This is a genomic window from Megasphaera coli, assembly GCF_900095855.1.
GTDB classification, from domain to species: domain Bacteria; phylum Bacillota; class Negativicutes; order Veillonellales; family Megasphaeraceae; genus Megasphaera; species Megasphaera massiliensis_A.
The window spans coordinates 120,379-144,777 of sequence record NZ_FMIY01000002.1 but is presented as its reverse complement, the minus strand read 5'-3'; the positions used below and the strand labels follow the sequence as shown (position 1 = coordinate 144,777).

The following is a 24,399-nucleotide window of genomic DNA, read 5'->3' as shown; positions in this document are numbered from 1 at the left end:
TCAGTTGCCTCCTTGAAGATATTCGAGTGTTTTTTGTAAAGACGGAATATCTTCCACATTTTCACTATGAACAGCTTTATCTATCTTCCGGTTAAAGCCGCTCAGCGTTTTGCCCGGACCGACTTCGACGAAGTTCGTTGCGCCGAAGGCGATGATTTGCTTCGTGCAGTCCACCCACAAGACGGGGCTGGCGGCCTGTTTGACAAGGGCCGTTTTGACAGCTGCGGCGGACGTTTCAATTTGCCCGTCCACGTTGGCCACGACGGGCACAACCGCATCATTAATCGTAATCGTGTCCAACACTTCCGCCAATCGTTCGGCAGCCGGTTTCATGAGGCTGCTGTGGAAGGGGGCACTTACATGAAGCATGACGGCCCGTTTCGCACCGGCCCCCTTCATGTCTTCTACGGCCTGTTCGACGGCCTTCGTGCTGCCGGCAATGACGATTTGGCCGGGGCAGTTGAAGTTGACCGCTTCGACGACACCGCTGCGGGCCGAAACGGCGGCGCATATGTCTTTAATCTTTTCTTCATCCAGGCCGAGGATAGCCGCCATGGCGCCTTCACCGAGAGGAACGGCTTCCTGCATGCATTGGCCGCGCTTACGAACCGTGCGAACCGCGTCGGCGAAGGAGAGCGCTCCTGCCGCTACGAGAGCCGAGTATTCACCCAAACTGTGGCCGGCAACGATGTCCGGCTGCAGGCCTTCCGCCGCAAGAATTCTACAGCATGCCGTGCTGGCCGTCAGGATGGCGGGCTGTGTATTATAGGTTTTCATCAGTTCCTCATCGGGACCTTCGAAGCACAGCTTCGTCAGAGAAAAGCCCAACGAGTCGTCCGCTTCTTCAAAAACTTGCCGCACGACGGCGTACGTGTCGTACAGGTCTTTAATCATGCCTACTTTCTGTGCGCCCTGTCCGGGAAATACAAATGCTTTTTTCACGCCTCCACCTCTCTCTTTAATACCACTTCATGACCATGCCGGCCCAGGTCAGGCCCGCGCCGAATCCGGCGAGGACGACGACGTCGCCGCGTTTGATGCGGCCTTCCCGGTGCGCTTCATCAAGCGCAATAGGGATGGACGCGCCCGACGTGTTGGCATATTTATCAATGTTGACAAAGACTTTTTCCATCGGTAAGCTGAGCCGCTTGGCTGCAGACTGAATAATGCGTATATTGGCCTGGTGCGGCACGAGTAAATCGATATCCGCTTTGGTCAAGCCGGATTTTTCCAAGGCTTTTTCCGCCGTTTTGCCCATGACCCTGACGGCAAACTTATATACTTCCTTCCCGTCCATGTGAATATACGTCAATCCTTTTTTACGAGCATCATCTGTCGGCAGAATCGCAGTGCCGCTGGCAGGGATATTGAGGAATTTGCCGCCGTTGCCGTCAGCACCCATATCCATCCCCAAGATGCCGTAGCCTTCCGGAACGGGACCGAGAACGGCAGCTCCTGCGCCATCTCCGAAAAGAACGCACGTATTACGGTCTTTGAAGTCCATAAAACGGCTGAGGATTTCCGCACCGATGACAAGGATCCGGTTATACATGCCCGATTCGATATACTGCGTACCCGTAATGACGCCGTACGCAAAACCCGAGCAGGCGGCATACAAGTCGAAGACGGCCGCGTTGACGGCACCCAGATTGGCCTGGACGATACACGCCGTCGACGGAATCGTCATATCCGGCGTAAGCGTGCAGACGATGATTAAATCAAGATCTTCCGGCTTTGTGCCGGACTGCTCCAGCGCCTGCCGCGCCGCTTCCGTACAAAGATCGGATGTATTTACCCCTTCCGGAGCGAAGCGGCGTTCTTTTATGCCCGTTCGAGTACTGATCCACTCATCCGACGTATCGACGATTTTCGCCATGTCGTCATTCGTTACTATCTTGTCAGGTACGGCATGGCCCGTACCTAAAATGCCTGCCGCCTTAGCTTTCAGATTCATCACGCTTTTCCTTTTCCTCTTCTTCTTCAATGCTGACGCGAATGTGGCCGACCACATCCTGTTCCGCCAGTTCACCGGCTACACGCACGGCATGGCGAATAGTCTTCGCCTTGGAACTGCCGTGACAGATAATGAAACTGCCGTCAATACCGAGCAGCGGCGCTCCTCCGTATTCCGTAAAATCAAAGCGCCTTTTCAATTTCTTGAAAGCCGGCATAACCGCCATAGCGCCGATTTTAGCCAAAATACCGCCGGTGCGTATAGAATCCTTCACGAGCTGCATAATAAATAACGCTATGCCCTCGCCAAATTTAAGAATAACATTGCCTACAAAGCCGTCACAGACAACGACATCGACGATGCCGTCGGGAATGTCACGCCCTTCAACATTACCGTAGAAGGAAATAGTCTTCGTCTGCTCAAGCAGTCCGTACGCCGCCTGGGAAAGTTCATTCCCTTTCGTCGCTTCGGCACCGATGTTGAGAAGGCCGATCTTCGGCGTCGTGATACCGAAAATATACTTTGCATAGTGCGAACCCATAATGGCGGCCTGAACGAGGTGTTTCGGCTTACTGTCCGAGTTGGCTCCCGAATCGAGAAGAACGCTGACCCCCTTTTTCGTAGGCAGGGGCGTAGCAATACAGGGACGCTCAATGCCCTTGATGCGGCCGAGACCCAAAAGAGCGGCCGTAACTGCCGCACCCGTGCTGCCTGCGGCAACAACGGCATCGCATTCGCCTTCTTTTACAAGATTCGTAGCAACCACAATGGAGGCATCTTTCTTCTTGCGAATGACCTGAGCGGGATGCTCATCCATTTCAATCACTTCGCCTGCATGGACTATGGAGAGACGCTTTGACTCGCTTACACCGTGCCGCTTCATGACGGCCCGTATTTTATCTTCCTGCCCTACGAGAACTACATCGTATTTATCCGACTGCACGGCTTCAATGGCGCCTAAAACGATTTCTTCCGGCGCATAATCTCCGCCCATAGCGTCTACAGCTATTTTCATGCGTTACCGCCTCTTATTCCAAAGATTCAATAATAAATTTAGCCCGAAATACTTCTTTCGCGTTCTTACGGATTTTCACCCATACATAGCGTTTGCCCTCCCGTTTCCGGATGACTTCGGCCTGGGCGACCAGCTTGTCACCGACCGTAACGGGCTGCTTATATTTTACATTGCCTACGGTCATAATACAAACGGGAATATCCAAGACGGATTTTGCCAAAGAACTCGCTTGAGCGTATAAGTACTGAGACTTTACAATATGAGCGTCGTCAACCATGTCGGCCATCGCCGTCATGACGGAAATACCGCTTTCGCCGGGAATACGCTCAATGAGCTCACCTACAACGCCGACAGACTTGGTGCCCGACCCTGCCGCAACGGCGCGCTGTTTAATGCGAATGCGCAGTTCCGGTATGGCCAGAGCCAATCGATCGAGACGAATCGTGGCGATGCTGACGGAAAAGGCTTCCGCCAATTCTTCATCGTTAATAAAAGGATTTTCTTCTATTCGCTTTTTCAGCAGCTTATGCCGCTCATCCCGACTGACTTTTTTCATATTGCCACCATAGTTTATGACCAAGTATTAATAGTACCTACTACGAAAAAATTATATATTGTTTTCTCTTCTTTTGCAAGAAAAAAGTATGCATCGCCCATTATTACTGCAATATACGGGCGATGCATGTGTGCGTATCTTTTATGCGCCTTAGTACTTGTCGAAATCCATGTTGTTGAGGATGTCTTTGAGTTTAATCAGCTCGTCTTTAGTCATTGTAATCCCCTTGGTCATGGCCTGATAATCGGGGTCCCATGAACGCAAATCAAATTTTGCGGCTCTGTTGTTCCAGCTGATATAGGTCAATTCCTTACGCCAGCCGTCTTTATTTTCCGATAAGGTGCCGCAAATGTCTTCAATGTTAAAATTGAGCTGTACCATATTGTATCTCCCCTTTAAGCGGCCGTTGTGCCGATAAATAAAATTCTTTTACGCCAAAATAACTATACATAATAATACCAAATCTCGTATTAATGTCAATGTATCGCCTCTTATTCAATGGCTCATCTTTCTTTTTTTGAAAAGTCCGCCGTGCGCTTCCTGAATATCAAAAATCGAGATAAACGCATTGGGATCGATTGCCGTAACGGCATCGCGGAGCTGCATAATTTCCAGACGGGAAACGACGCAGTAAAGAACCCATGTATGCTGCCGCGCATAGGCGCCTTCGCCGTGCAGCATAGTGACGCCGCGGTGCAGGTCCTGTGTAATGCAACGCGATACTTCTTCATCCTTTGAGGTGACAATGAGGATTCCTTTCATTTCGTCGAGACCGTTGGAGACGATGTCGATAACCTTGTAAGCAATAAAATACGCAATGAGAGAATACATGGCGCTGTTCCAGTTAAAGACGAAACCGGACACGCCGAGAATAAAGAGATTGAAGAACATAATAATCTCGCCCACGGAGAAGGGCAGTTTCCGGTCCCAAATGATGGCGAGCATTTCCGTACCGTCAAGGGATCCGCCCCAGCGGATAATGAGGCCGACACCGATACCGATAATAATGCCGCCGAAGATGGTCGACAGAAAGGGATCCTTCGTAACGGGTTCCAAGTGGATGAGTTTGCTCCAAATGGAGAGCCATAGGATGGAATAGAGCGATGCCACTGTAAAATGAATGCCGATTTTTTTATAGCCCATAACAAGAAAAGGCAGATTCAACAGGACAATAAATACGCTGAAGCTGATGCCCGTTATGTGGGCCGCCATAAGGGATATACCGACGACGCCGCCGTCAATGACGCTGTTCGGCGTGAGGAAGACATCAAGGCCCAACGTGTATATGAGGGAACCGAAAGCCAAGCCGACGGCCCGTAATAAATACATGGACACCGATGACATCAAGTTTTCTCCTTTTTCCGTAAATAACGCAGGCCTATAATCCAGGCGACAAAATCATCCACCGGTTCGGGCGGGTATTGCCATGCCGCCGGAATAAAACGACGCCAGCCTCTTCTCGGCGTGTGTCGCCAGTAGAGGGCGCGCCCTTCGACAGTCGTGAATTTTTCGTTCACAAGCGTGAAGGTCACGTCGCCGTGACCTTCGGCAATCCAGTCCGTAAGAATCTTGCCCAGGCGGTGATGATTCGTACCGTCGCCCATGACAATAAGTCGGAAGAGCCCCTTATCATAGTAAGTTTGGACATATGACAAGAGGTCTTCCGTCGAAATAATATGCTTTTCCGCTAAATCCCCGTTCTCGGTCAAGACGGCAATCCCCGTTTTGACCGACCCCGGGTCAACGGCAAGAATCATGATTGTCTCCCCTCAGCGCCGATCCGGTTCAACGCGTACGTCGATTTTAAGAGGGCCTGCCGTATAGACATTTTCCGTTGCAAAGGCGCGCAGCGTCACGCCCGTCGAACTGTACGACTTGAGCTTCGATATGGATTCAAACATTTCCACCGCCGTAAGAGAACCCACATTGCCGCTCAAGGGATCCGGCAGAATGCCGCCGGCTTGAGCATTGCGGTTGACGTTGTGGAGAAAATGCAGAAGCTGCAGTTCCGCACCGGCCGCTACCTGATCACTCGTAAAGTGTTCGGAGTATACTTCCTGCCCTCTGCGATAAATGAGGTTGTTATCGTAGATGAGAACGTGTACCAATGCCGGTTCACCGACTATGATGTTGCCTGCCGCCGTGACGCGGACAAGCTTATTTCCCTTCGGTGCTTGACTGAGCTGCTGCACGGTGGCATCAAATTCATCGGGAGTGATATAAAGAAGAATCGCCTTTTCATCTTCAATGCCGAGGCGCAGGCGAATCATCGTGTTAATACGCGCCATAATACTGCTCAACCGGGTACGCGTTTCGTCTTCGCTCTCACCGGAGTTGAGAACGGCACTGGAGAGGACCTCGCCGACACGGAAAAGAACGGTTCCCTCCCGCACGGTGGTCATCGTTTTATTCAGGAGCCGATTTCGTTCGTCCAAGGCGGCGACAGTCTTCGTAAGGCGCGACTTCGTCTGTTCCAGTTCTTCTATTTCCCCTTGAGCGGTTGCAAGGTTGGCATTTGCTTCGTCATAGGCGGCTTGGACAATATCGAGCTGGCTGGCCGCATCGTCACGCGCCGCCTGAACCTGATCCAAGTCGAGCATAGTCAGGTGCAGCTGCTCGTTGGCATCGTCAAGCTGTTCTTCCTGCGAGGCGAGGAGCTTCCCGTTTTCGGTGAGAAGATTATTCTTTTCCTGCATTTCCCCGGCCAGGCGGTCCGCTTCCTGCAGGAGCTTATCGCGCTGTGTTTCAAGCTCCGCCTGTTGCCGGCGCAGCTGGGCCATACCGAAAAGAGCGACACGTGCGTTTTCCGAGAGAACCGACATAACGCCCAAGGTGACAGCGGCAATGCTGATGCCCGTCATTATCGTGACGAGAATGGACGTGTATTTAGGCCGCAGGCCTAAGATCTTAATTTTGCGCTTCCCCACTTTGGAGCCGATCTTGTCGCCCAAATAGGCAATGATCCCGCCCATTACGGCGAGAACGACGAGCATAAACCAACCCGATTCCATACGTATCCCTCCTTTCCGCCCGCCATCCGACCTGCGAGGCATGTAATATGTAATATTATATCATACTTATCCAATCAATTTGGGGCCATATACAAAAATTGTGTTGCCCTTACCGCTTACAAGGACAACACAAGACGGTCGTTTAACCGGATTTTTTATAAATGAGACAGACGCCGGCAAAACCCGTAATGATGTCCGGCAAGAACGCGGCCACATAAGGCGGAATCCTGCCGCCGCTTCCCATAGCGTTGGACAGTGTCATAATCGCGTAGTAAATGAAAATGACCACGACGCTGATGCCGAAGCCGATGGACGAGCTGCCGCGCTGCTTTTGCAGGCCCAGGGGCGCGCCGACGAGGGCGCAGACGAGGCTGGCCAGGGGCATAGCAAAACGGTTATACATTTCCACCTTCATCTTATTCGTATCGACGGCATTGTTATCCAAGATCTTAATCTGTTCACGCAGTTCGCGAATGGTCATTTCATCCGGCTTTTTCTGAGACTGGGCGATTCTGCCGGGTCGCTGCGAAATGGGCAGTATTTGATGATCAAAGGTCATGGTCCGCGTCACTTGCTGATTACTGCCGGAGAGATCGTAAATGATGCCGTTGTGCATGACCCATTTTCCGTCTTCCCATTCGGCGTATTCCGCCTTTTCCACACGCATGAGCATGTCATCTTCGAATTCCTGAACAGTCAGCTCTTTCAGCCGTTTTTCAGAGTCGTCATACTGGCGGGCATAGAGAAGACTTGATATGTCCGCCCCCTTCACATCTTTCAGTATAATGTGATCCTGTGTTGTCGGTTGGGCGTTGTTCTTGACTTCTTCATTAATAATGCGGTTGTACGCATTATTCGCCTTGGGCACGACAAACTCGTTAAAGGCGGTCGTACCGAGAGAAATACAAAAAGCCGTAATAAAAATAGGCATGGCAAGGCGCAAAAAGTTCTGTCCCCCCGAACGCATGACGATAATTTCACTGGCTGCGGACATACGTCCGAAGGCCATGAGGGAACCCAAGAGGACGGACATGGGAAAAGTAATAACGATAATAGACGGCAGAGCAAGGATTAATATACGCAAAGCCGCCCACAAAGAAGCGCCGTATTGATTGATCAAATTGGCAATTCTATATAAGGTGCCCGTGCCGACAAAAATACTTGTAAAGGCGCAGACGCCGAAGAGAAACGGCCCTATAAATTCTTTTAATATATACTTGTCCAGTATTCGCATTGAATTCTCCTGACCGATTACATCGTAAAGTCTTCGCCTAAGTAGTTTCTCTTCGCCAACTCATTACGGGCGATAGATTCGGGATCACCTTCGAGGAAGACCTTCCCTTCGGCCAACAGATAGGCTTTGTCGACGATGCGTAATGTTTCGCGCACATTGTGATCCGTAATGAGGACGCCCATGCCGCGTTTTTTGAGATGTGTAATAACACCCATAATGTCGTTAACCGCCAAGGGATCAATGCCTGCAAAGGGTTCATCCAACAAGATAAAGGACGGATCCATGCAAAGGCAACGGGCGATTTCGACGCGCCGCCGCTCGCCGCCGGAAAGCTGAATGCCCGGACGGTCTCGCAAGGCGCTGACGGAAAACTCGTCCATCAGAGATTCAGCCTTTTGCTGCTGTTCTTCCTTGGAAATGCCGGCAGTCTGCAGCATGGCGAGCAAATTTTCTTCTACCGTAAGGGTGCGGAAGATAGAGGCTTCCTGCGGCAAGTAACCGATACCGTGAGCACCGCGCTTGTGTATTGGCAGATGTGTCACGTCGGCATTGTCAATATAGATGGTACCGGACGTGGGCTTTTCAATGCCGACAATCATGTAAAAGGTCGTCGTCTTGCCGGCGCCGTTGGGTCCGAGAAGGCCTACAACCTGTCCTCTGTCGACGCGAACGGACACGCCGTTGACTACGTTGCGGCCGTTATATGTTTTGATCAGGTTATTCGTCTTTATGAACATGAATGCTCCTGCCGATTAGCCGTTATCCGTCGGCACGATGACGAGTGTCGAGCGGCTCATGGCCTGAGCCGAGTTGTCGGCCATCCGAATCTGTACGTTATCGCCTGTCAGGCTGTTACCGTTCTGATTGGCCTGTACGTTGCCGAAGAGGTTGATGACGCCGTCGTCATTGCCGGGTGTCTGCGTGTATTCGGCCTTGTCCGAATATGCCGTGAGATTATCCGCAGGCGACTCAATATGCACGTTGCCCGTACCGACAGCAAGGATTTTCTTTGTCCACGCATCAACGTGGTCGGCCCACATTTGCGAGCCGTCCGCTTCCAGGTAGCCGTTTCCCGTGACGATGCCGTAGTCCTGATCAAGATAGTATTCCACCTGATCGCCGTTCAGCTTCTTATCGCCGTATATGCCGCGCACATCGCCCGTTGCGATGACATAATTCTTATTGGTCGAGTGCAGTTTTGCCGCCGTCAAATGCATATCCGGCTGCTGTACCGTTACATTGCCGTCCATATCCGCTTCGGCCGTCTTCAAGTTATAAACGGCTTTATCACCGGTCATGGTCGCTTGATCGCGAACGATGACGACATTGCCCGTCGCCGTGGCAATTTGCGTTTTACCGTCATACTGCATGGCATCGGCCATGACGGACACGGCCGGTTGCGATGCTGCCGCCGCTGCACCGGCAATACCGCCTAAAACGGCAACGGCCAGGAGGGCCGCATATGTATAAGATATAGTCTTTTTCATCGCTTATTCTTCCCCCTTGGTCACGCGTGCATGTCCGGTCAGGTTTACCTTGTCGAGGGCCGCATTCGTTTCAAACGTATCGGCGCCGAGTTCCGTCGTATCGGCTCGTTTAATGGTCACCTTGCCGCCTTTTATGCCGTGAGTATCCATATTATAATACACACTCCCGTCGGTCTGCAACGAATCGCCTTTGTTCGTCGTCGCTTCTAAGGGAGCCTTGATTTCAATGGTTCTGGCCTTGCGGTCCACAATGCCCTGATCCGCCATGACGGTCAGTTCCGTATCGTCGGACACGAAAGTGCCTTTCGGCTTAATAAAATAGGTTTTGCCCGTTTCGGGGTCGACGAGAATTTTCTGTGCCGTCAGATGCCAGACCAGCTTCCCGTCCTGCCGTTCTTCCAATTCGGAGCCGTTAAACTCGACGAGTTTTTCCGTCAGTGCCTCCTGGGGCTTATCGCTGTCCTGCAGGAGCAGAACGAGAGCAACGACAAAGGCCAGGACAACTGCCGCAATAATCAGTGACAGTTTATTGTTTCGAATCCGTTGCATCATAGGCGGTTATGACCTTTCCTTCCTGCAGCGCCGTCATTTCTTCGGGCAGCGTACTCCACCGATGTTGGAACCAAAGCCATTCCGTCGGGTGGTCTTTAATAAATTTCTCCGTTATAATGGCGGTCCTGCGCGTCAAGGCCGCAATATCCGCCTCCTTATTGCCCGTGTCTTCATAATATATGGGCTCACCTATATATACACGCTGACGGTGATCTTCGTCGTGATAGGAAAACATGGGCAGTACGGGAGAGCGAAATTTCCGGGCAAAGAGAGCCGGTCCGCGCGGCGTCGAGGCCAGCTTTCCCAAAAATATTTGGGGCACGCCGTCAAAACCGCCGTCCTGATCGGCCAAAAAACCCAGTATTTTCTTGCGTTTCAGGGCTCGTGCGGCTATTACCATTTCATTGCCGCCGCGAGCAAATACTTCCAGTCCCATGCGTTCCCGGTTTTCATTGAGAAAGCGTGTGACCGAATCGTTCGGCTGATTTTTGACAATCGTCGTCGTCGGATACCCGTAGAGCGCGAGAGACGCGCCCATCCATTCCCAGTTGCCGATATGGCCGGTCAGGACGATGACACCCTTGTCTTCAGCCAGAGCCGCGTCAAGACGTTCCCGGTCTTCCAAGGTCACATAGCGGCCGATATTTCCCCGCATCAACTTCGGCGTGTATAAAATCTCCATAAGAGATTGTCCCAAATTGGCGAAAACACCGTCAATAATGTCATTAGCCGCCTTTTCATCACAGGCCATACCGCGCATGACATGGCGTATACCGCGATCACGCTGTTTTTTCATGAGCCGCCCGATAACAGGGCCCAACTTGCGCCCCCAGGCAACAACCGTATCATAGGAGAAGAGGCAAATGAATTTTCCCACCGCCCGAACGACATGATACTGCCAACTTTTAAACACTGTTCCCGGACGCTCCCTTCATTATTGTTTCAGCTCGCCCGTACCGCTTTCATACTGCTGCAGTACAGCGTCCCATTGGCGGCGGGCCTTCAAGATATACTCACAAAATTCACGCAGCGCGCCGTGGCCGCCGGCGGCAACGGTTACAAGGTGTGCCGCTTCCTTCGCTTCGGCGCACGCATCGGCGGGAGCCGCACCCAGGCCTACCCGTTTCAGTACCGGCAGATCGTTGACGTCGTCGCCCATGTAAGCGATTTCATCAAGAGCCGTATCCGCACGAACGCACAAGTCTGGCAAGACGTCCGCCTTGCGGGCAATTCCCTGATATACATAAGAAATATGCAGATCTTCCACACGGCACGCCACCATGGGCGACAGTCGGCCCGTAATGACGGCAGTTCGTATACCTGCCGCATGAAGGAGGGATATGCCCATGCCGTCTCTGGCGTAAAATCCTTTGAGGCAGTCACCGTCCGTACCGTAGAAAAGGGTACCGTCCGTGAGGACACCGTCCACATCAAAAGCGACGACCTTTATGCGATCCGCTCCGTCCATCAGACCACTCCCTGACGCAGAAGGTCCGTCAAGTGAATCATACCGACGACCTTATTGTCGCCGTCGACGACAGGCAGGACCGTAATGGGACGAGGTTGATTCTTTTCCATAATATGCAGTGCTTCGGCAGCTAATTTATCCGACGAAATGCGGCGCGGATTCTTGGTCATCATGGCGTCTACAGGCCACTGAAGGAAGTTCGATCCCGTTTCCAGGCCGCGGCGAACGTCGCCGTCCGTCACAAGTCCCGCAAGCGTACCGTCTTCAGCCGTAACGGCTACGGCGCCGAGTCCCTTTTCAGTCATCATAAAGAGAGCGTCCTGGACCGTACTGTCTTCGCCGATGACGGGATTGTCAATACCCTTGTGCATGACATTGGCAACAGTCAGGAGAAGTTTACGCCCCAAAGCGCCGCCGGGATGAAAAACGGCAAATTGATCCTTTGTGAAATGATGGACCGACAAGAGAACGACAGCCAGTGCGTCTCCCAAGGCGAGGGCTACTGTCGTGCTCGTCGTCGGCGCCAGCCCCAGAGGACACGCTTCTTTTTCTACGGTCGCATCGAGAACGATGTCGGCAGTCTTGGCCAAGGTGGAATTCATATTGCCGACAACGGCAATGAGCTTGGCACCGATTCGCTTGAGCGACGGGAGGATATTTAAAATTTCTACGGTTTCACCGCTGTTGGAAAAGGCGAGGATAATATCGTTCACCGTGACCATACCCAAATCACCGTGAATGGCTTCGGCCGGATGGAGGAAGATGGACGGCGTGCCCGTACTGGACAAGGTGGCCGACACCTTTCGTGCTATGTGTCCGGACTTGCCCATACCCGTGACAATAACCCGCCCCGGCGATTCGACAATCATCGTAACGGCGTTGACAAACCGTTGATCCAACGTGGGCATCAATTTTTCTATGGCCTGTGCTTCCTGATGCAATACATCTTTTGCTTCTTCCAGTATATTCATTACTCATACACCTCAACGCATATATTCAAACTAAGGCATGACCGTTTCCGTGCCCGCCGCCGCAACAGCATGTATTGCCGCCATATCGCGCAATACGCCTTTTGCCTGTGATAAGTAGAGCATATTCGGACCGTCGCTCAGAGCTTCGGCCGGATTATCGTGGACTTCCATAAAGACACCGTCAATTCCCGCTCCGGCAGCTGCACGAGCGAGGCTGCCGATAAACTGACGCTGACCGGAAGATTTCGTACCGCCGCCGCCGGGAAGCTGCACGCTGTGCGTCGCGTCAAAGACTACGGGATAGCCGAAGGAGCGCATAACGGGGAAACTGCGCATGTCGACGACAAGATTGTGATAGCCTAACGTTACGCCCCGTTCGGTGAGCATAATATTCTCATTGCCCTGATGGACTATTTTATCGACAATGTTCTTCATATCTTCCGGCGCAAGGAACTGTCCTTTTTTCACGTTTACACACTTCCCTGTCGCCGCTGCCGCTTCGATGAGGTCCGTCTGCCTGCAGAGGAAGGCCGGTATTTGCAGCACATCCAACACTTCCGCAGCTTTTTCCGCCTGAGAAACTTCATGAATATCACTGACGACAGGCACTTGCAGTTCTTCTTTAATGTGCTGTAAAATACGGAGCCCTTCCATAAGGCCGGGGCCGCGATAGGATCTATAGGACGAGCGATTCGCCTTATCGAAAGACGCCTTAAAGATATAAGGCAATCCCAGATCTTCGCAAATGCGCTTCATTTCCCTGCCTATATTGAGAGTCCGTTCGGGCTCTTCAATAACGCAGGGACCGGCCATGACAAACAGCTTCTTATTATCGAATATGCGTGAACCGACGTGAATAGGTTTCATCACTCATTCTCCTTAGCAAAATAAGCTCGTATGCGAACGACGTCTTCTGCCGTGTCGATACCGATAAAGGTATGATTTGTTTTAATAACTTTAATCTTATAACCATTTTCAAGAACACGCAACTGTTCAAGGGACTCCGTCTCTTCCAAGGGTGACGCGGCCATAGCCGCGTACTCGGCAAGAAAATCCCGCTTATACGCATATATGCCGATGTGTTTATACGGCCGGCTTTTTTCCGTAAAAGCATGGCGCGGGAAGGGAATGAGAGAACGCGAAAAGTAAAGTGCTTCGTCGCGGCAGTTCATAACGACCTTGACAGCCCCCTTGTCGTCGTACTCCTCTTCGTTGAGCGGTACGGCAACAGTTGCCATCTGCAGTTCCGAATCCGCCTCGAAGGATTCGCACAAAGCGTCAATGACGTCAGGCGCAATGAGCGGCTCGTCACCCTGAACGTTGACGATGACGTCCGCGTCGGCGTAATGGCCCATGGCTTCAGCCAGACGATCCGTACCGTTCTTGTGATCGGCCCGCGTCATGACGGCCTGACCGCCGAAAGACGTAACGACATCATAAATGCGGGGATCATCTGTGGCCACTGTCGTTACGACCGGCTTCTTCGCTTTTGCCGCCTGCTCGTAAACGCGCTGCACCATCGGCTTGCCCGCTATGTCGATGAGAGGCTTGCCCGGTAAGCGCGTCGACGCGAAACGGGACGGAATAATACAGATAAATTTCATGACTAACCTCCCAATACGCGCTTCAGGACGCGTTTCACTTCTTCTTCACCTGCCGTGATTTCTATTTCTATACCCAATACATATAGGGGAACGGACTCGCTGCCGACAATGTCCGCCGGCAATTTGACCGCGTCTTTTTCCGTCGTCACGATGACGGCCCGCTTGGCCGCCGCAACGGCAGCCGCTTCATTCAATTCTTTTGCCGTGTACTTGTGGTGATCGTCGAAACGAATGGAGTGAACGACTGTAAAGCCCAGGTCGTCCAGCGTTTTTTCAAAGGCCGCCGGATCTCCCAGAGCTGAAAGGGCCACGATATTGCGCTCGTCGTCAAGGCTTTCGACGCTCCCGTCACCGCCCTGCCAGGAACGATACGGAATGCACCACTTGGCCCGGTGAACGGCTTCGACAATGGGAGCGGACTCGTTGTAATAGCGCAGAAGAGAGTAGAGTTTTTCCACTTCATCCCGGTCGGCCTGATCGGCCTTGGTAATAACAAAAAGACCCGCATCCTCCAACCGGTCCAGGGGCTCGCGCAAAATGCCGCGCGGCAAAAGATGTCCGTTGCCGACGGGATTGACTGCGTTGAGAAGAACTATGTCCAGGTCCCGCTTGACCTGCAAGTGCTGAAAACCGTCGTCCAACAGGATGACGTCCGGCCGAAATTCGCTCATGGCCGTTCGTCCCGTGACGGCCCGCTTTTTACCTGCCAACACGGGTATCCCCGGCAGGGAGCGCGCCAGGAGCGCCGCTTCGTCGCCTGCTTCGGCAGTTGACATGAGGACGCGCGTACCGTCGGAGACGACGGCACACCCCCTCTCGCTCGCCGAACGGTAGCCGCGGCTGAGAACGGCGACAGAATAGCCCATCTTCTTTATTTCTTTGGCCAAATACACAGTCATGGGCGTCTTGCCCGTGCCGCCGACAGTGATATTGCCGAGGCTGATAACGACGGCATCAAAGGAGGCGGCCTTTTTCATTCCCGCCGCATAGGCCTCGGCACGACGCACGGCGCCCTTTTCGTAAATCCCTTCAAGGACTTCCAAAAAAGACAAGACGAGCTCATCGCGCTTATTCTTCGGTCCGTCTTCCACTAAATTTAAAAACCGCTTGATCACGATCTCTCGCAAAGACATTATCTCATCTCCACAATTGCAATGTATCCAATAATCGCTTTAACTCATCCAAATTACGTTTCGTCGCACCCTGATTCTCATGGACGATTTCCAAACAGCTTGCACGCATGTGCGCGGCCCGCTCGGGATCGAGGAGGATATCAAGGCACGTCTGAATGAACTCGTCTTCGTTTCGAACCATAACGCAGGCACCGCGGCTGCTGAGGAGTTCGAAAATTTCCACAAAGTTAAACATGTTCGGGCCGACAACAATGGGCTTGCCGTGAGCCGCAGGTTCCAATATGTTATGGCCGCCGATACGGGCTAAACTGCCGCCGACAAAGATCAAATCGCCGATGCTGTAAACGCGTCCGAGTTCGCCGATCGTATCCAAGATGACGCCGTCATACGGCTCGGTCACGGTCTTTCCGGCAGCCATATCGCTGCGCTTGACCATAGTAATACCCAAGGTCGTTCCTTCATTAATGATGAGGTCGGCCTGGTATGTGTAACGCGGCGCAATAATCAAACGAGCCTGCGGAAACTTCCCCTTTACCTTGGCAAAAGCCTTGTAAACGGGCACGTTTTCGCCTTTGTGCGTACTGCCGGCGATCATGATGGGGTATGTACCGGCCGCAAAGCCGAGCTCCTTGAGGAGGCGACACTTCTCTTCTTCCGTTACCTTGCCGTACGTCTGATCGTACTTCGTGTTGCCCGTGACGATAACCTTGTTCGGGTCGGCGCCGATGCTGATGATGTATTGCGCGTCAATGCGGCTCTGCATACAAAAAATACGAATGGACGAAAGAACATGACGCGTGAAAAAGGTAATGAGGCGATAGCGCGAAGCGCTGCGATTGCTGATGCGTCCGTTCATCATCATGACGGGAATCTCCTTGCTCTCGGCTATGCGCAGAAAGTTCGGCCAAATTTCCGTCTCTACAAGGACGATCACTTTCGGGTTAATAATGCTCAAAATACGGTTCGTAAAGTAAGGCAGATCCAAGGGAAAGTACAAGATGCCGTCAGCACCGTCAATGATCTGATGGGCCATGCGAAAGCCCGTAGCCGTAACGACGGAGACGATAATAATTTCGTCCGGATGTTCCTGCCGCATTTCCCGAACAATCGGGCTGGCCGCCACGATTTCACCGACTGAAGCGGCATGAATCCAAATGGCGTTACGGTCCGATATTTTGTGTTTCAAGTCTTCCGGCAGCCAGCCGATACTCTGCTTAATACGCTGAAAAAATCCTTCTTCGCGGACAAGGCGATAAACGAGCATGGGTATGAGCGTCGCCCAATAAAGAAGCAGCAGTATATTATACAGCCAGTAGAGGCAGTGCGCCTTAATATTCACCTTCAAGTGTATTCTATCCTTCCGTTACGGCAGAGGGGTTAAATTGAACGGCATAGAGGCTCGCATACAATCCGTCGGCAGCAAGAAGCTCGTCATGTGTACCGGCTTCGACGATAGATCCGTGGTTGATGACGATAATCTTGTCGGCATTGCGCACTGTACTGAGGCGGTGGGCGATGACAAGGGACGTACGCCCCTGCATGAGTCGTTCCAAAGCGGCCTGAACGATTTTTTCGCTTTCCGTGTCAAGAGCCGACGTCGCTTCGTCGAGTATGAGGATGCGCGGGTCCTTCAAGATGGCACGTGCTATAGCAATACGCTGCCGCTGTCCGCCGGAGAGGGCGCTGCCCCTGTCGCCGACAACGGTGGCGTATCCGTCGGACAGTTCCTTAATGAACTCGTGAGCATTGGCCGCTTTCGCCGCCGCCACCACTTCCGCTTCCGTCGCGTCGAGGCGTCCATAGAGGATGTTGTCCATAATCGTCGCGTTGAAGAGCATCGTTTCCTGCGGTACCAGGCCGACCTGCTGACGCAGGGACGAAAAAGTCACATCACGAACGTCGATGCCGTCGATTTTAAGAGAACCTGCCGTTACATCGTAAAAACGCGGCACCAGGTTGGCAATAGTCGACTTGCCGGCACCGCTCGGACCGACAAGGGCCACGACCTGCCCGGGGTTGACGGTCAGGTTGAAATCGGTCAGGGCTGCATGAGCTTCATCATAGGAGAAATACACATGATCGAATTCGACCTTGCCGCGGACGACGTCCAAGTCACGGGCATATTTCTTTTCTTCGACATCCGCTTTCGTATCAAGCGTCTCAAAAACGCGATCCGCCGCTGCCAGCGAACGCTGGATTTCACCATAAATTTCGCTGATACGGCGTACCGGATTGGACAGGTTGACGGCATAAATAAGAAAAGCGATTAAGGCACCTGCCGTCATCTTGCCGTCGATGACGCTCATACCGCCGTACCAGATGATACCGACGACGGCAATGGCCGCAAAGAACTGAATGAACGGTGTGAGTAATGCCGTAAGGCGCGTCGTTGCCATGAGGGCCCAGAAGTTCTTGTCGTTTTGGTCGACAAAGCGGGCGATTTCATATTCTTCCCTGTTAAAGGAACGAATAATACGAATACCCGAGACGGCCTCTTCAATAAGGGACGTAATATCGGCGAGTTTTCCCTGCACGCGGTGGCCGGCCATGCGCAGACGCTTGCCGAAATAGTTGATCGTAAAGATGACGAGAGGCACGATGCCCAACGTCAGGAAGGTCAGTTTCCAGTAAAGGTAGAACATGGAAACCAACGAACCGATGAGAATAACCGCTTCCTGGACAAAGGAGATCAAGTTGTCCGCAATGGCCGTCTGCAAGGCCGTTACGTCATTGGTCAGATTGCTCATAATATTGCCGGTCTTGCGTTTATCAAAGTATGACAGAGACATGCTCTGAATGTGGCGATACAAGGTTTCGCGAATATCGTTGACTATGCGCTGGCCGATGTAGCTCATGAGGTACTTTTGCCAGAAGTAGAAGAAACCGCGAATAACAAAGAGAACCAATATGCCGATACAAATGAAGTTCAGCGTCTGCGTATCCTTATTGGCCAGTACCTTGTCGATAACGTCCTTAATCAACCAGGGCACGACGACATTGCTGAGACCCGAAACGGCCATACAGAAGACGGCGACGGCAAGTTTCTTCTTATAGGGCACGACAAAACGGAGCAGCCGCTTATAACTGTGCCAACTGTTATATTGCTTCATGGAGGTGTTTCTCCTTTATAAAGTTGAGGACGATTTCACTCGTTCGACATACGGCGCCGGGCTCTCCCATTTCGTCGCGCACGGCAAGCATGGCCGCCCCGGCCGCAGCATGCTCCTGCGGCTTCGTAAGGAGCGGGATGATGCAGGCCGCAATGTTCTCGGGCGTCACGTCGTCCTGCCAGAGTTCGGGCATAATGCGCCGGCCGGCAATAATATTGGGCAACCCTATGCTGTCCACGTGGACGAGCACCTTCGACAGCAAGTAGGTCAACCTGTTGACGCGATAAATGAGGAGCGTCGGCAGACCCATAAGAGCCGTTTCAAGCGTTGCCGTCCCGGATGCGGCAACAGCCGCGTCGGCTATGTGCATCATATCGTATACGTGATCGTCGCCGATATGTACGTCAAGACCCGCTTCAGCCGTATAGGCCTCCAAAGCCGCCTTGTCGACGGTCGAAGCGCGGGGCACGATAAACTGCACATCATCAACGGCTGCGGCAATGCGCTTCCCCGCGGCCAACATGGGCGGAAAAAGGCCGCTCACTTCCTGCATGCGGCTGCCCGGCATAAGGAGAACCGTCCGTTTGCCCGTATCAAGTCCGAAGTGCGCATACGCTTCAGCTTTGGACATAGTCGGTTTTACCGTGTCCAGAAGGGGGTGACCGCCGTAGACGACATTTGTTCCCATGTCCCTGTACATATCCGCCTCAAAGGGAAAAAGAGAGACCGCCAGATCCGTATATGCGGCTATGATCTTGCCGCGGCTCTTATGCCAAGCCCAAATGGTCGGCAAAATGTAGTAAACGACGGTAATCCCTGCAGCTTTGGCCTTCTTGATAAGACGCATGTTGAAGCCGGGATAATCGATACAGACCAGGGCATCCGGTTTTTCCCTTTCCATTACGTCCACAAGATACGAACGCAGTTTAAAAAAGAAAGGAATCTTTTTAATGATTTCGCCGACGCCGATGACGCCCAAATTTTTAATATCATATATAATGCGAACACCGGCATCACTCATGAGCTCACCGCCCATGCCGATCAGTTCTATATCGGGCTGCAGCCTGCGCAGGGCCTTCGCCAAGTTTGCGCCGTGCAGATCGCCTGATGCTTCGCCGGCAGAAAATAAAATTTTCATGTATCCCTCATTCCCGGATTTCGTCGACGGCGCAAATGCAGATCCCCTTTGCATCGGCCAAGGCGAGAACCTCTTTCTGTTCGACAAACAGGGTTCGTTCCGCTTCCATAGCCAGGATACTGCAGCCGCTGTCCAGCATGGACCGCAATGTTGCAAGGCCTACGGCGGGAACGTCAAAGCGCGTGTCCTGCCCGGGCTTGGCCGTTTTTACGACGACCGCATTGCCTCTGCCGAGCTCGCCGCCGCGACGAATGCAGGCGTCCGTTCCTTCAATGGCTTCAACGGCCATGACTGCTTTCCGTTTGACTACGACAGTCTGGCCGATATCCATACTGCCCATAACTTTCGCCGTCTCGAAGCCGAAACGAATGTCTTCCCATTCTTCCGTCGTCGGCCGCCGTCTTGTCAGCACACCTGCAGACGGCATGAGCGGCTTCAAGTACGCCGTCTGATCGATGACGGCAATTCCCTCTTTGGCCAGCTCGGCGACGAGGGCAAGCATAATCGTGTCGTCCTTGCGGTTATGCAGCTTGGTCAGAAGACGAACAGCTCTCAAATCAGGAAATTTCAACCCTTTGAAAAGGATTTCCTTCGTCACTTTGCCGATCATGGTCACTTCCGTCACAGCTTCACTGCGTAAGGTTTTAATGATCTTGTCCAGCTTTGCCACGTTTATTTCGTAATATGCGTCGCTTTCCGTTTTCAAGGCGGCTGCCACGTCATCGACGACGGCGATGACGACAACATCATGTCCCGTCGCCTGTGCGGCCCGCATAAATTCGACGGGCAAATTTCCGACACCTGCCAAGAGACCTACTTTTCCCATGAATATCATCCTCACATCATCTTATACAGCGTTTATTATACCAAAAAAGGCCGTTCCCTGTCAGTATAGGCAAAGCACGCAAAAAAAGGGTAGGCAAGCAACGCTTACCTGCCCTTTCGTTTATTCTTTGGATCCTCTGCAAATGCCGCGCTCCGCGTTGCGGAGAAAGCGCATAAGGTGTTCTACAGCTTCACTGCTGTCAAGTTCCTGCTCCATTTCCGCAATAGCCTGTCCCAAGTTGAGACCGGACCGATATAAAATGCGGAAACCTTTTTTGAGTTCACGCCGCACGTTTTCCGGAATACCTGCACGCGACAGGCCGACGCTGTTCAGACCGATAATGCGGGCCGGTTGCCCGTCGGCAATAACAAAAGGCGGTACGTCCTGGACGACTTTGGCCAAGCCGCCGATCATAGCGTTGCGGCCGACTTTTACGAACTGGTGAATACCGGCAATGCCGCCGATGACGACGCGGTCTTCAATGGTCACGTGCCCGGCTAAACCGGCGCAGTTGCTCATGATGACAAAATTACCCACAACACAGTTGTGCGCAATGTGCGTACACGCCTGGAAGAGGCAGTCGCTGCCGATACGCGTTTCTTCGCCTTCACCCGTAGCGCGGCTGACCGTAACAAATTCACGAAAAACCGACCTGTCGCCGATAATAACGTAGCTCTTTTCGCCGTTAAACTTCAAGTCCTGCGGTTCCGAGCCGACGGACGCGCTCGGAAAAAAGCGGCAGTCTTTGCCGATTGTCGTCCAGCCGTCAATGACAACGTGCGACATAATTTCCGTTCCGTCGCCGATTTTTACGTTCGGTCCGATGACGGCATACGGTCCTATTTTAACGCCTGCGCCGATTTCAGCGCGCGGATCTATAATTGCAGTCGGATGAATAAGGCCTGCAGGAATCTTATCTTTTTCCTCGGTCATTAAAGTCACTCCTCAATTCCCCTCCCCCGAGGGGACCGTAAATATACAGAAATACCTATTACAGATAATCACCGTGCAGAGACCGGAATATAACAGCAACAACAGTCCTTTTACACAGTATTATCAATGTATTTCTTCTTATTTCTTTACTTTTCTTGTCTCTTTAGCTTTTTATGACTTTGTCTTTCCCTGACCGGGCATTAACGCAAAAAGATATTCTCCTTCGGCACATACGGTTTCGCCCACTTTGCACTGCGCCCTGACCTTACCCATATGACCTTTTATTTTAATAATATCGGCCCGCATAATGACCTGATCGCCCGGACGGACGGGATGACGAAAACGAAGCTTGTCAATGCCTGTAAAAAAAGGTATGAGACCTCTGTTCTCTTCGGGATACAAGAGGGCAACGCCGCCAACCTGTGCCATCGCTTCAGCGAGCAGGACACCGGGCATAACCGGTTTACCCGGAAAGTGTCCCTGGAAAAAAAGTTCGTTAAAGGTCGCGTTTTTAACTCCTACGGCATACTTCATGGGCTCAAGTTCTATAATGCGGTCTACGAGCAGCATGGGGTAGCGATGCGGCAAAATTTCCATAATATCCGTTACTTCCAAGGTCATGTCGATTCCTCCTAATTCATTTCTTCATAAATCTGCCGGGCCAACAGGTTGTTCAATTTATGGCTCGATTTGACGGCTATAACATGCCCTTTCAGCTGTTTTCCCGTCAAGGACAGGTCGCCGATAATGTCGAGTACCTTGTGGCGCACCAGTTCATCGTCAATACGCAATTGGGAAAGACACGTTTCCCTGTCGTAGACGACGGCATTTTCTACGGAACCGCCCTTGCCGAGACCGAGCTTACGCATCATTTCCAATTCTTCCGTAAAGGCGATGGTTCTGGCAAAGGCTATTTCTTTAACATAAGACGCTTCCGTCACAACGGCGTCAAAAAACTGCACGCCCAGGAGGGGGTGCGGATTGATGGACGTAAAGGTAATACGAAAACCGTCATACGGCAAGATAGCAATAAATTTATCATCTTCCTGTATGAGATGCTGTTCCTGTACGGCATGCACGTTGCGCACCGCGTCAAGTTCGCGAATACCCGCTTCTTTAATCATATCGACAAAAACGGCGCTGCTGCCGTCGGCAACGGGCGGTTCAGGCGAATTCATTTCAACAATGCAGTTGTCGACGCACAACCCCTGCAGGGCGGAAAGAACATGTTCTACCGTGAAGACCTTTGCTTCCCCTTTTTCCAACGTCGTGGCCCGCATCGTATTGGTCACGTACGGCAGCAGGGCCGGTACGGCCGGCGTTCCCGCCAGATCGGCGCGCACGAATTGAATACCCGTATTCGCGGCCGCCGGATGTAAGATCATGTGCACGGGCAAACCCGCATGGAGGCCGATCCCGTCATAACTCACGGATTTGCACAGTGTCGTTTGCATCATATCGGACATGGAAATACGCCTCCTTCCCTGTTTTCTTACAGACATATTTCACACACTGACTAATTATATCGTATTATAGGCCCATTGACAAATAAAATACCCGTAAAAACGGGCATTTTATGTGTGTTTCGCCATATTTCGTTTTTCATCCGTCCGAAGGCGGAAAAAGTAGTATACGTTCTCTGCCGCAGCCCTGTTCATGCCGTCGACGGCAGCCAGTTCGTCAATGGTCGCCGCCTTGATGTCGGCAAGGGTCTTAAAGGCCTGCCAAATGGCTTTGCGCCGCTTCGGTCCGACGCCTTCAATATGGTCGAGGACGGAGACGAGGCTGCGCTTACCGCGCAGCTTGCGGTGATACGTAATGGCGAAGCGATGCGCTTCGTCACGAATGGATTGGAGAAGCTGCAGCTCCGGCGTGTGATGGCTGAGTATTATTGAATCGCTCCGTCCTTCGACAAAGACTTCTTCTATGCGCTTTGCCAAACTGATGACGGGTGCGTCCGCTCCGGCCCTGCGAATGACCGGCAGGGCCGCGTGTAACTGTCCTTTGCCGCCGTCTATGATAATCAGATCCGGTTCGGGCCAATCCTTTTCGCCGTAACGCCGCTCCATGATTTCCGCCATAGAAGCGAAGTCGTCAGGCTTTCCCTGAACGGTTTTCAGCTTAAAGCGGCGATATTCGGATTTTGCCGGCCGTCCATGCTCAAAGACGACCATGGATGCGACGGTCTCGATGCCCTGCGTGTGAGATATATCGAAGCATTCCATCCGCTCGGGCAGACAAGGAAGATCAAGGACGCGGGCCAACGCTTCGACGGCGCCGCTTGATTTATCGGCGTCATGACGCCACTGAAGGCGCCGTTGTTCGAGAAGGACGCCGGCGTTGTTTTCGGCCATTTCGAGGAGCCGCCTCTTAATACCTCGCTGCGGCACGATAAGGGCCACGTTTTGACCCTTCTGTGCGGACAGGCGCCGCTCGTATTCATCCCGCATTTCCACGGCGGAAACGATGATCTCCTTCGGTACGAAAACGCCGTTTACATAATACTGGTCGAGAACGGCGCTGATCATGGCACCGCTTGTTTCGTCGGCACCGTTTTCCAGGCTGAACACTTCCCTGTCCATAACCTTGCCGCCGCGAATCTTATAGATTTGCACGCACGTCTGCCCCGCTTCGGCGGCAATACCGATGACGTCCATATCACCGGCTCCGGTCGTAACGATATCCTGCTGTTCCTGAATAACTTTGAGAGCCTCCAGCCGATCGCGATACATGGCAGCCTTTTCAAACTCCAAATTCTCTGCGGCAGTCTCCATTTTTTCCCTGAGTTCTCTCACAAAATCCGGATTACGCCCTTCGAGGACGTCAATGGCCGCTTCCGCCTGCCGGCGGTACTCGCACCTCGTAATATAGTTCACACACGGCGCATCGCAGTGATGCAGGTGATACTGCAAGCACGGGCGCTCCACTTTCATGGAACGGCACGTACGCAACCGTAAAGCGGCCTGCATAAGCTTGAGAACACGGTGGACTGCTCCGGCATCGGCAAAGGGCCCGAAGTAACGGGCACCGTCGCGAAGGACACGGCGAGTCATGAAAATGCGCGGGTAGTCCTCCTGAACGGTCACCTTAATATAAGGATACGTCTTGTCATCACGGAGGCGAATGTTGTAGCGCGGCCGATTCTCTTTAATGAGCGTATTTTCCAGGATAAGCGCTTCCATTTCGTTGGCTACGACAATGGTCTCCAAGTCGGCAGCATGATTCATCATGGCCGCCACTTTGACGGCGCGGTTCGAATCTTTACGTACATAACTCTTGACGCGGTTACGCAAGTTTATAGCCTTGCCGACGTAAATAATCCGTCCCTTTTCATCCTTCCAGAGATAGACGCCCGGCTCGGTTGTTAAGTTTTTAATTTTATCCAGTACGACTTCTCCGACTGCCAT

General features: G+C 52.4%; 26 protein-coding genes. All 26 read right to left on the bottom strand.

From position 1 onward, the window contains the following. The 26 genes from fabD to uvrC all read right to left on the bottom strand — a co-directional run bounded on the left by fabD (nt 1) and on the right by uvrC (nt 24,399). On the bottom strand, nt 1-942 hold the full coding sequence (gene fabD / locus BQ2674_RS01135) for an ACP S-malonyltransferase (RefSeq protein WP_075572044.1): 942 nt from the start codon (nt 940-942) through the stop codon (nt 1-3). 16 nt (nt 943-958) lie between these two features. Then, entirely contained in the window at nt 959-1,954 is a 996-nt protein-coding gene (locus BQ2674_RS01130; protein WP_075572043.1) for a beta-ketoacyl-ACP synthase III, read from the bottom strand. Then, nucleotides 1,938-2,969 (bottom strand): phosphate acyltransferase PlsX, encoded by a 1,032-nt coding sequence (gene plsX, locus BQ2674_RS01125; RefSeq protein WP_075572042.1) that lies wholly within the window; start codon nt 2,967-2,969, stop codon nt 1,938-1,940. Before plsX ends, BQ2674_RS01130 begins: the two co-directional genes overlap by 17 nt. Before the next feature lie 13 nt (nt 2,970-2,982). Then, nucleotides 2,983-3,525 (bottom strand): transcription factor FapR, encoded by a 543-nt coding sequence (fapR, locus tag BQ2674_RS01120; RefSeq protein ID WP_075572041.1) that lies wholly within the window; start codon nt 3,523-3,525, stop codon nt 2,983-2,985. Between the two features lie 150 nt (nt 3,526-3,675). Then, nucleotides 3,676-3,906 carry a YdbC family protein gene (locus BQ2674_RS01115; protein ID WP_075572040.1) on the bottom strand — a complete coding sequence of 77 codons (231 nt, stop codon included), beginning with the start codon at nt 3,904-3,906 and terminating at the stop codon, nt 3,676-3,678. Nucleotides 3,907-4,020: 114 nt separating this feature from the next. After that, nucleotides 4,021-4,869 (bottom strand): YitT family protein, encoded by an 849-nt coding sequence (locus tag BQ2674_RS01110; protein ID WP_143696387.1) that lies wholly within the window; start codon nt 4,867-4,869, stop codon nt 4,021-4,023. Further along, nucleotides 4,869-5,282: a RuvC family protein gene (locus BQ2674_RS01105; protein WP_075572039.1), complete on the bottom strand. Its 414-nt coding sequence runs from the start codon at nt 5,280-5,282 to the stop codon at nt 4,869-4,871. The genes BQ2674_RS01110 and BQ2674_RS01105 overlap by 1 nt, the downstream gene beginning before the upstream one ends. 12 nt (nt 5,283-5,294) lie before the next feature. After that, entirely contained in the window at nt 5,295-6,536 is a 1,242-nt protein-coding gene (locus tag BQ2674_RS01100; RefSeq protein WP_075572038.1) for a DUF3084 domain-containing protein, read from the bottom strand. 142 nt (nt 6,537-6,678) lie between these two features. Beyond that, nucleotides 6,679-7,770 (bottom strand): LptF/LptG family permease, encoded by a 1,092-nt coding sequence (locus BQ2674_RS01095; protein WP_075572037.1) that lies wholly within the window; start codon nt 7,768-7,770, stop codon nt 6,679-6,681. Nucleotides 7,771-7,787: 17 nt separating this feature from the next. Then, complete coding sequence (gene lptB, locus BQ2674_RS01090) at nt 7,788-8,507, bottom strand: LPS export ABC transporter ATP-binding protein (protein WP_075572036.1); 720 nt, start codon at nt 8,505-8,507, stop codon at nt 7,788-7,790. Nucleotides 8,508-8,522: 15 nt separating this feature from the next. Beyond that, a complete protein-coding gene (locus BQ2674_RS01085; RefSeq protein ID WP_075572035.1) occupies nt 8,523-9,257 on the bottom strand; it encodes an LptA/OstA family protein in 735 nt (244 codons plus the stop codon). 3 nt (nt 9,258-9,260) lie between these two features. After that, on the bottom strand, nt 9,261-9,809 hold the full coding sequence (gene lptC / locus BQ2674_RS01080) for an LPS export ABC transporter periplasmic protein LptC (RefSeq protein ID WP_075572034.1): 549 nt from the start codon (nt 9,807-9,809) through the stop codon (nt 9,261-9,263). Continuing rightward, the gene (locus tag BQ2674_RS01075) at nt 9,784-10,722 is read right to left on the bottom strand and encodes a lysophospholipid acyltransferase family protein (protein ID WP_075572033.1); all 939 of its coding nucleotides are present in this window, start codon (nt 10,720-10,722) and stop codon (nt 9,784-9,786) included. Before BQ2674_RS01075 ends, lptC begins: the two co-directional genes overlap by 26 nt. 21 nt (nt 10,723-10,743) lie before the next feature. After that, nucleotides 10,744-11,277, bottom strand: coding sequence for a KdsC family phosphatase (locus BQ2674_RS01070; protein WP_075572032.1), 534 nt, complete (start codon nt 11,275-11,277; stop codon nt 10,744-10,746). Further along, nucleotides 11,277-12,248 (bottom strand): KpsF/GutQ family sugar-phosphate isomerase, encoded by a 972-nt coding sequence (locus BQ2674_RS01065; protein ID WP_075572031.1) that lies wholly within the window; start codon nt 12,246-12,248, stop codon nt 11,277-11,279. The genes BQ2674_RS01070 and BQ2674_RS01065 overlap by 1 nt, the downstream gene beginning before the upstream one ends. 30 nt (nt 12,249-12,278) lie before the next feature. Further along, nucleotides 12,279-13,115 carry a 3-deoxy-8-phosphooctulonate synthase gene (kdsA, locus tag BQ2674_RS01060; RefSeq protein ID WP_075572030.1) on the bottom strand — a complete coding sequence of 279 codons (837 nt, stop codon included), beginning with the start codon at nt 13,113-13,115 and terminating at the stop codon, nt 12,279-12,281. Beyond that, on the bottom strand, nt 13,115-13,852 hold the full coding sequence (kdsB, locus tag BQ2674_RS01055) for a 3-deoxy-manno-octulosonate cytidylyltransferase (RefSeq protein ID WP_075572029.1): 738 nt from the start codon (nt 13,850-13,852) through the stop codon (nt 13,115-13,117). Before kdsB ends, kdsA begins: the two co-directional genes overlap by 1 nt. A gap of 2 nt (nt 13,853-13,854) precedes the next feature. After that, entirely contained in the window at nt 13,855-14,985 is a 1,131-nt protein-coding gene (gene lpxK / locus BQ2674_RS01050) for a tetraacyldisaccharide 4'-kinase (protein WP_075572028.1), read from the bottom strand. 4 nt (nt 14,986-14,989) lie between these two features. After that, the gene (locus BQ2674_RS01045; RefSeq protein WP_392397676.1) at nt 14,990-16,249 is read right to left on the bottom strand and encodes a 3-deoxy-D-manno-octulosonic acid transferase; all 1,260 of its coding nucleotides are present in this window, start codon (nt 16,247-16,249) and stop codon (nt 14,990-14,992) included. Between the two features lie 88 nt (nt 16,250-16,337). Further along, the gene (locus tag BQ2674_RS01040) at nt 16,338-18,095 is read right to left on the bottom strand and encodes an ABC transporter ATP-binding protein (protein WP_075572026.1); all 1,758 of its coding nucleotides are present in this window, start codon (nt 18,093-18,095) and stop codon (nt 16,338-16,340) included. Then, a complete protein-coding gene (gene lpxB, locus BQ2674_RS01035; RefSeq protein ID WP_075572025.1) occupies nt 18,082-19,233 on the bottom strand; it encodes a lipid-A-disaccharide synthase in 1,152 nt (383 codons plus the stop codon). Before lpxB ends, BQ2674_RS01040 begins: the two co-directional genes overlap by 14 nt. A 7-nt stretch (nt 19,234-19,240) precedes the next feature. After that, on the bottom strand, nt 19,241-20,059 hold the full coding sequence (locus BQ2674_RS01030; RefSeq protein ID WP_075572024.1) for an LpxI family protein: 819 nt from the start codon (nt 20,057-20,059) through the stop codon (nt 19,241-19,243). A 120-nt stretch (nt 20,060-20,179) separates the two neighbouring features. Continuing rightward, nucleotides 20,180-20,992: an acyl-ACP--UDP-N-acetylglucosamine O-acyltransferase gene (lpxA, locus tag BQ2674_RS01025; RefSeq protein ID WP_075572023.1), complete on the bottom strand. Its 813-nt coding sequence runs from the start codon at nt 20,990-20,992 to the stop codon at nt 20,180-20,182. 171 nt (nt 20,993-21,163) lie between these two features. Continuing rightward, on the bottom strand, nt 21,164-21,613 hold the full coding sequence (gene fabZ, locus BQ2674_RS01020; protein ID WP_075572022.1) for a 3-hydroxyacyl-ACP dehydratase FabZ: 450 nt from the start codon (nt 21,611-21,613) through the stop codon (nt 21,164-21,166). 11 nt (nt 21,614-21,624) lie between these two features. Further along, complete coding sequence (lpxC, locus tag BQ2674_RS01015) at nt 21,625-22,458, bottom strand: UDP-3-O-acyl-N-acetylglucosamine deacetylase (RefSeq protein WP_075572021.1); 834 nt, start codon at nt 22,456-22,458, stop codon at nt 21,625-21,627. Nucleotides 22,459-22,566: 108 nt separating this feature from the next. Beyond that, nucleotides 22,567-24,399 (bottom strand): excinuclease ABC subunit UvrC, encoded by a 1,833-nt coding sequence (gene uvrC / locus BQ2674_RS01010; protein ID WP_075572020.1) that lies wholly within the window; start codon nt 24,397-24,399, stop codon nt 22,567-22,569.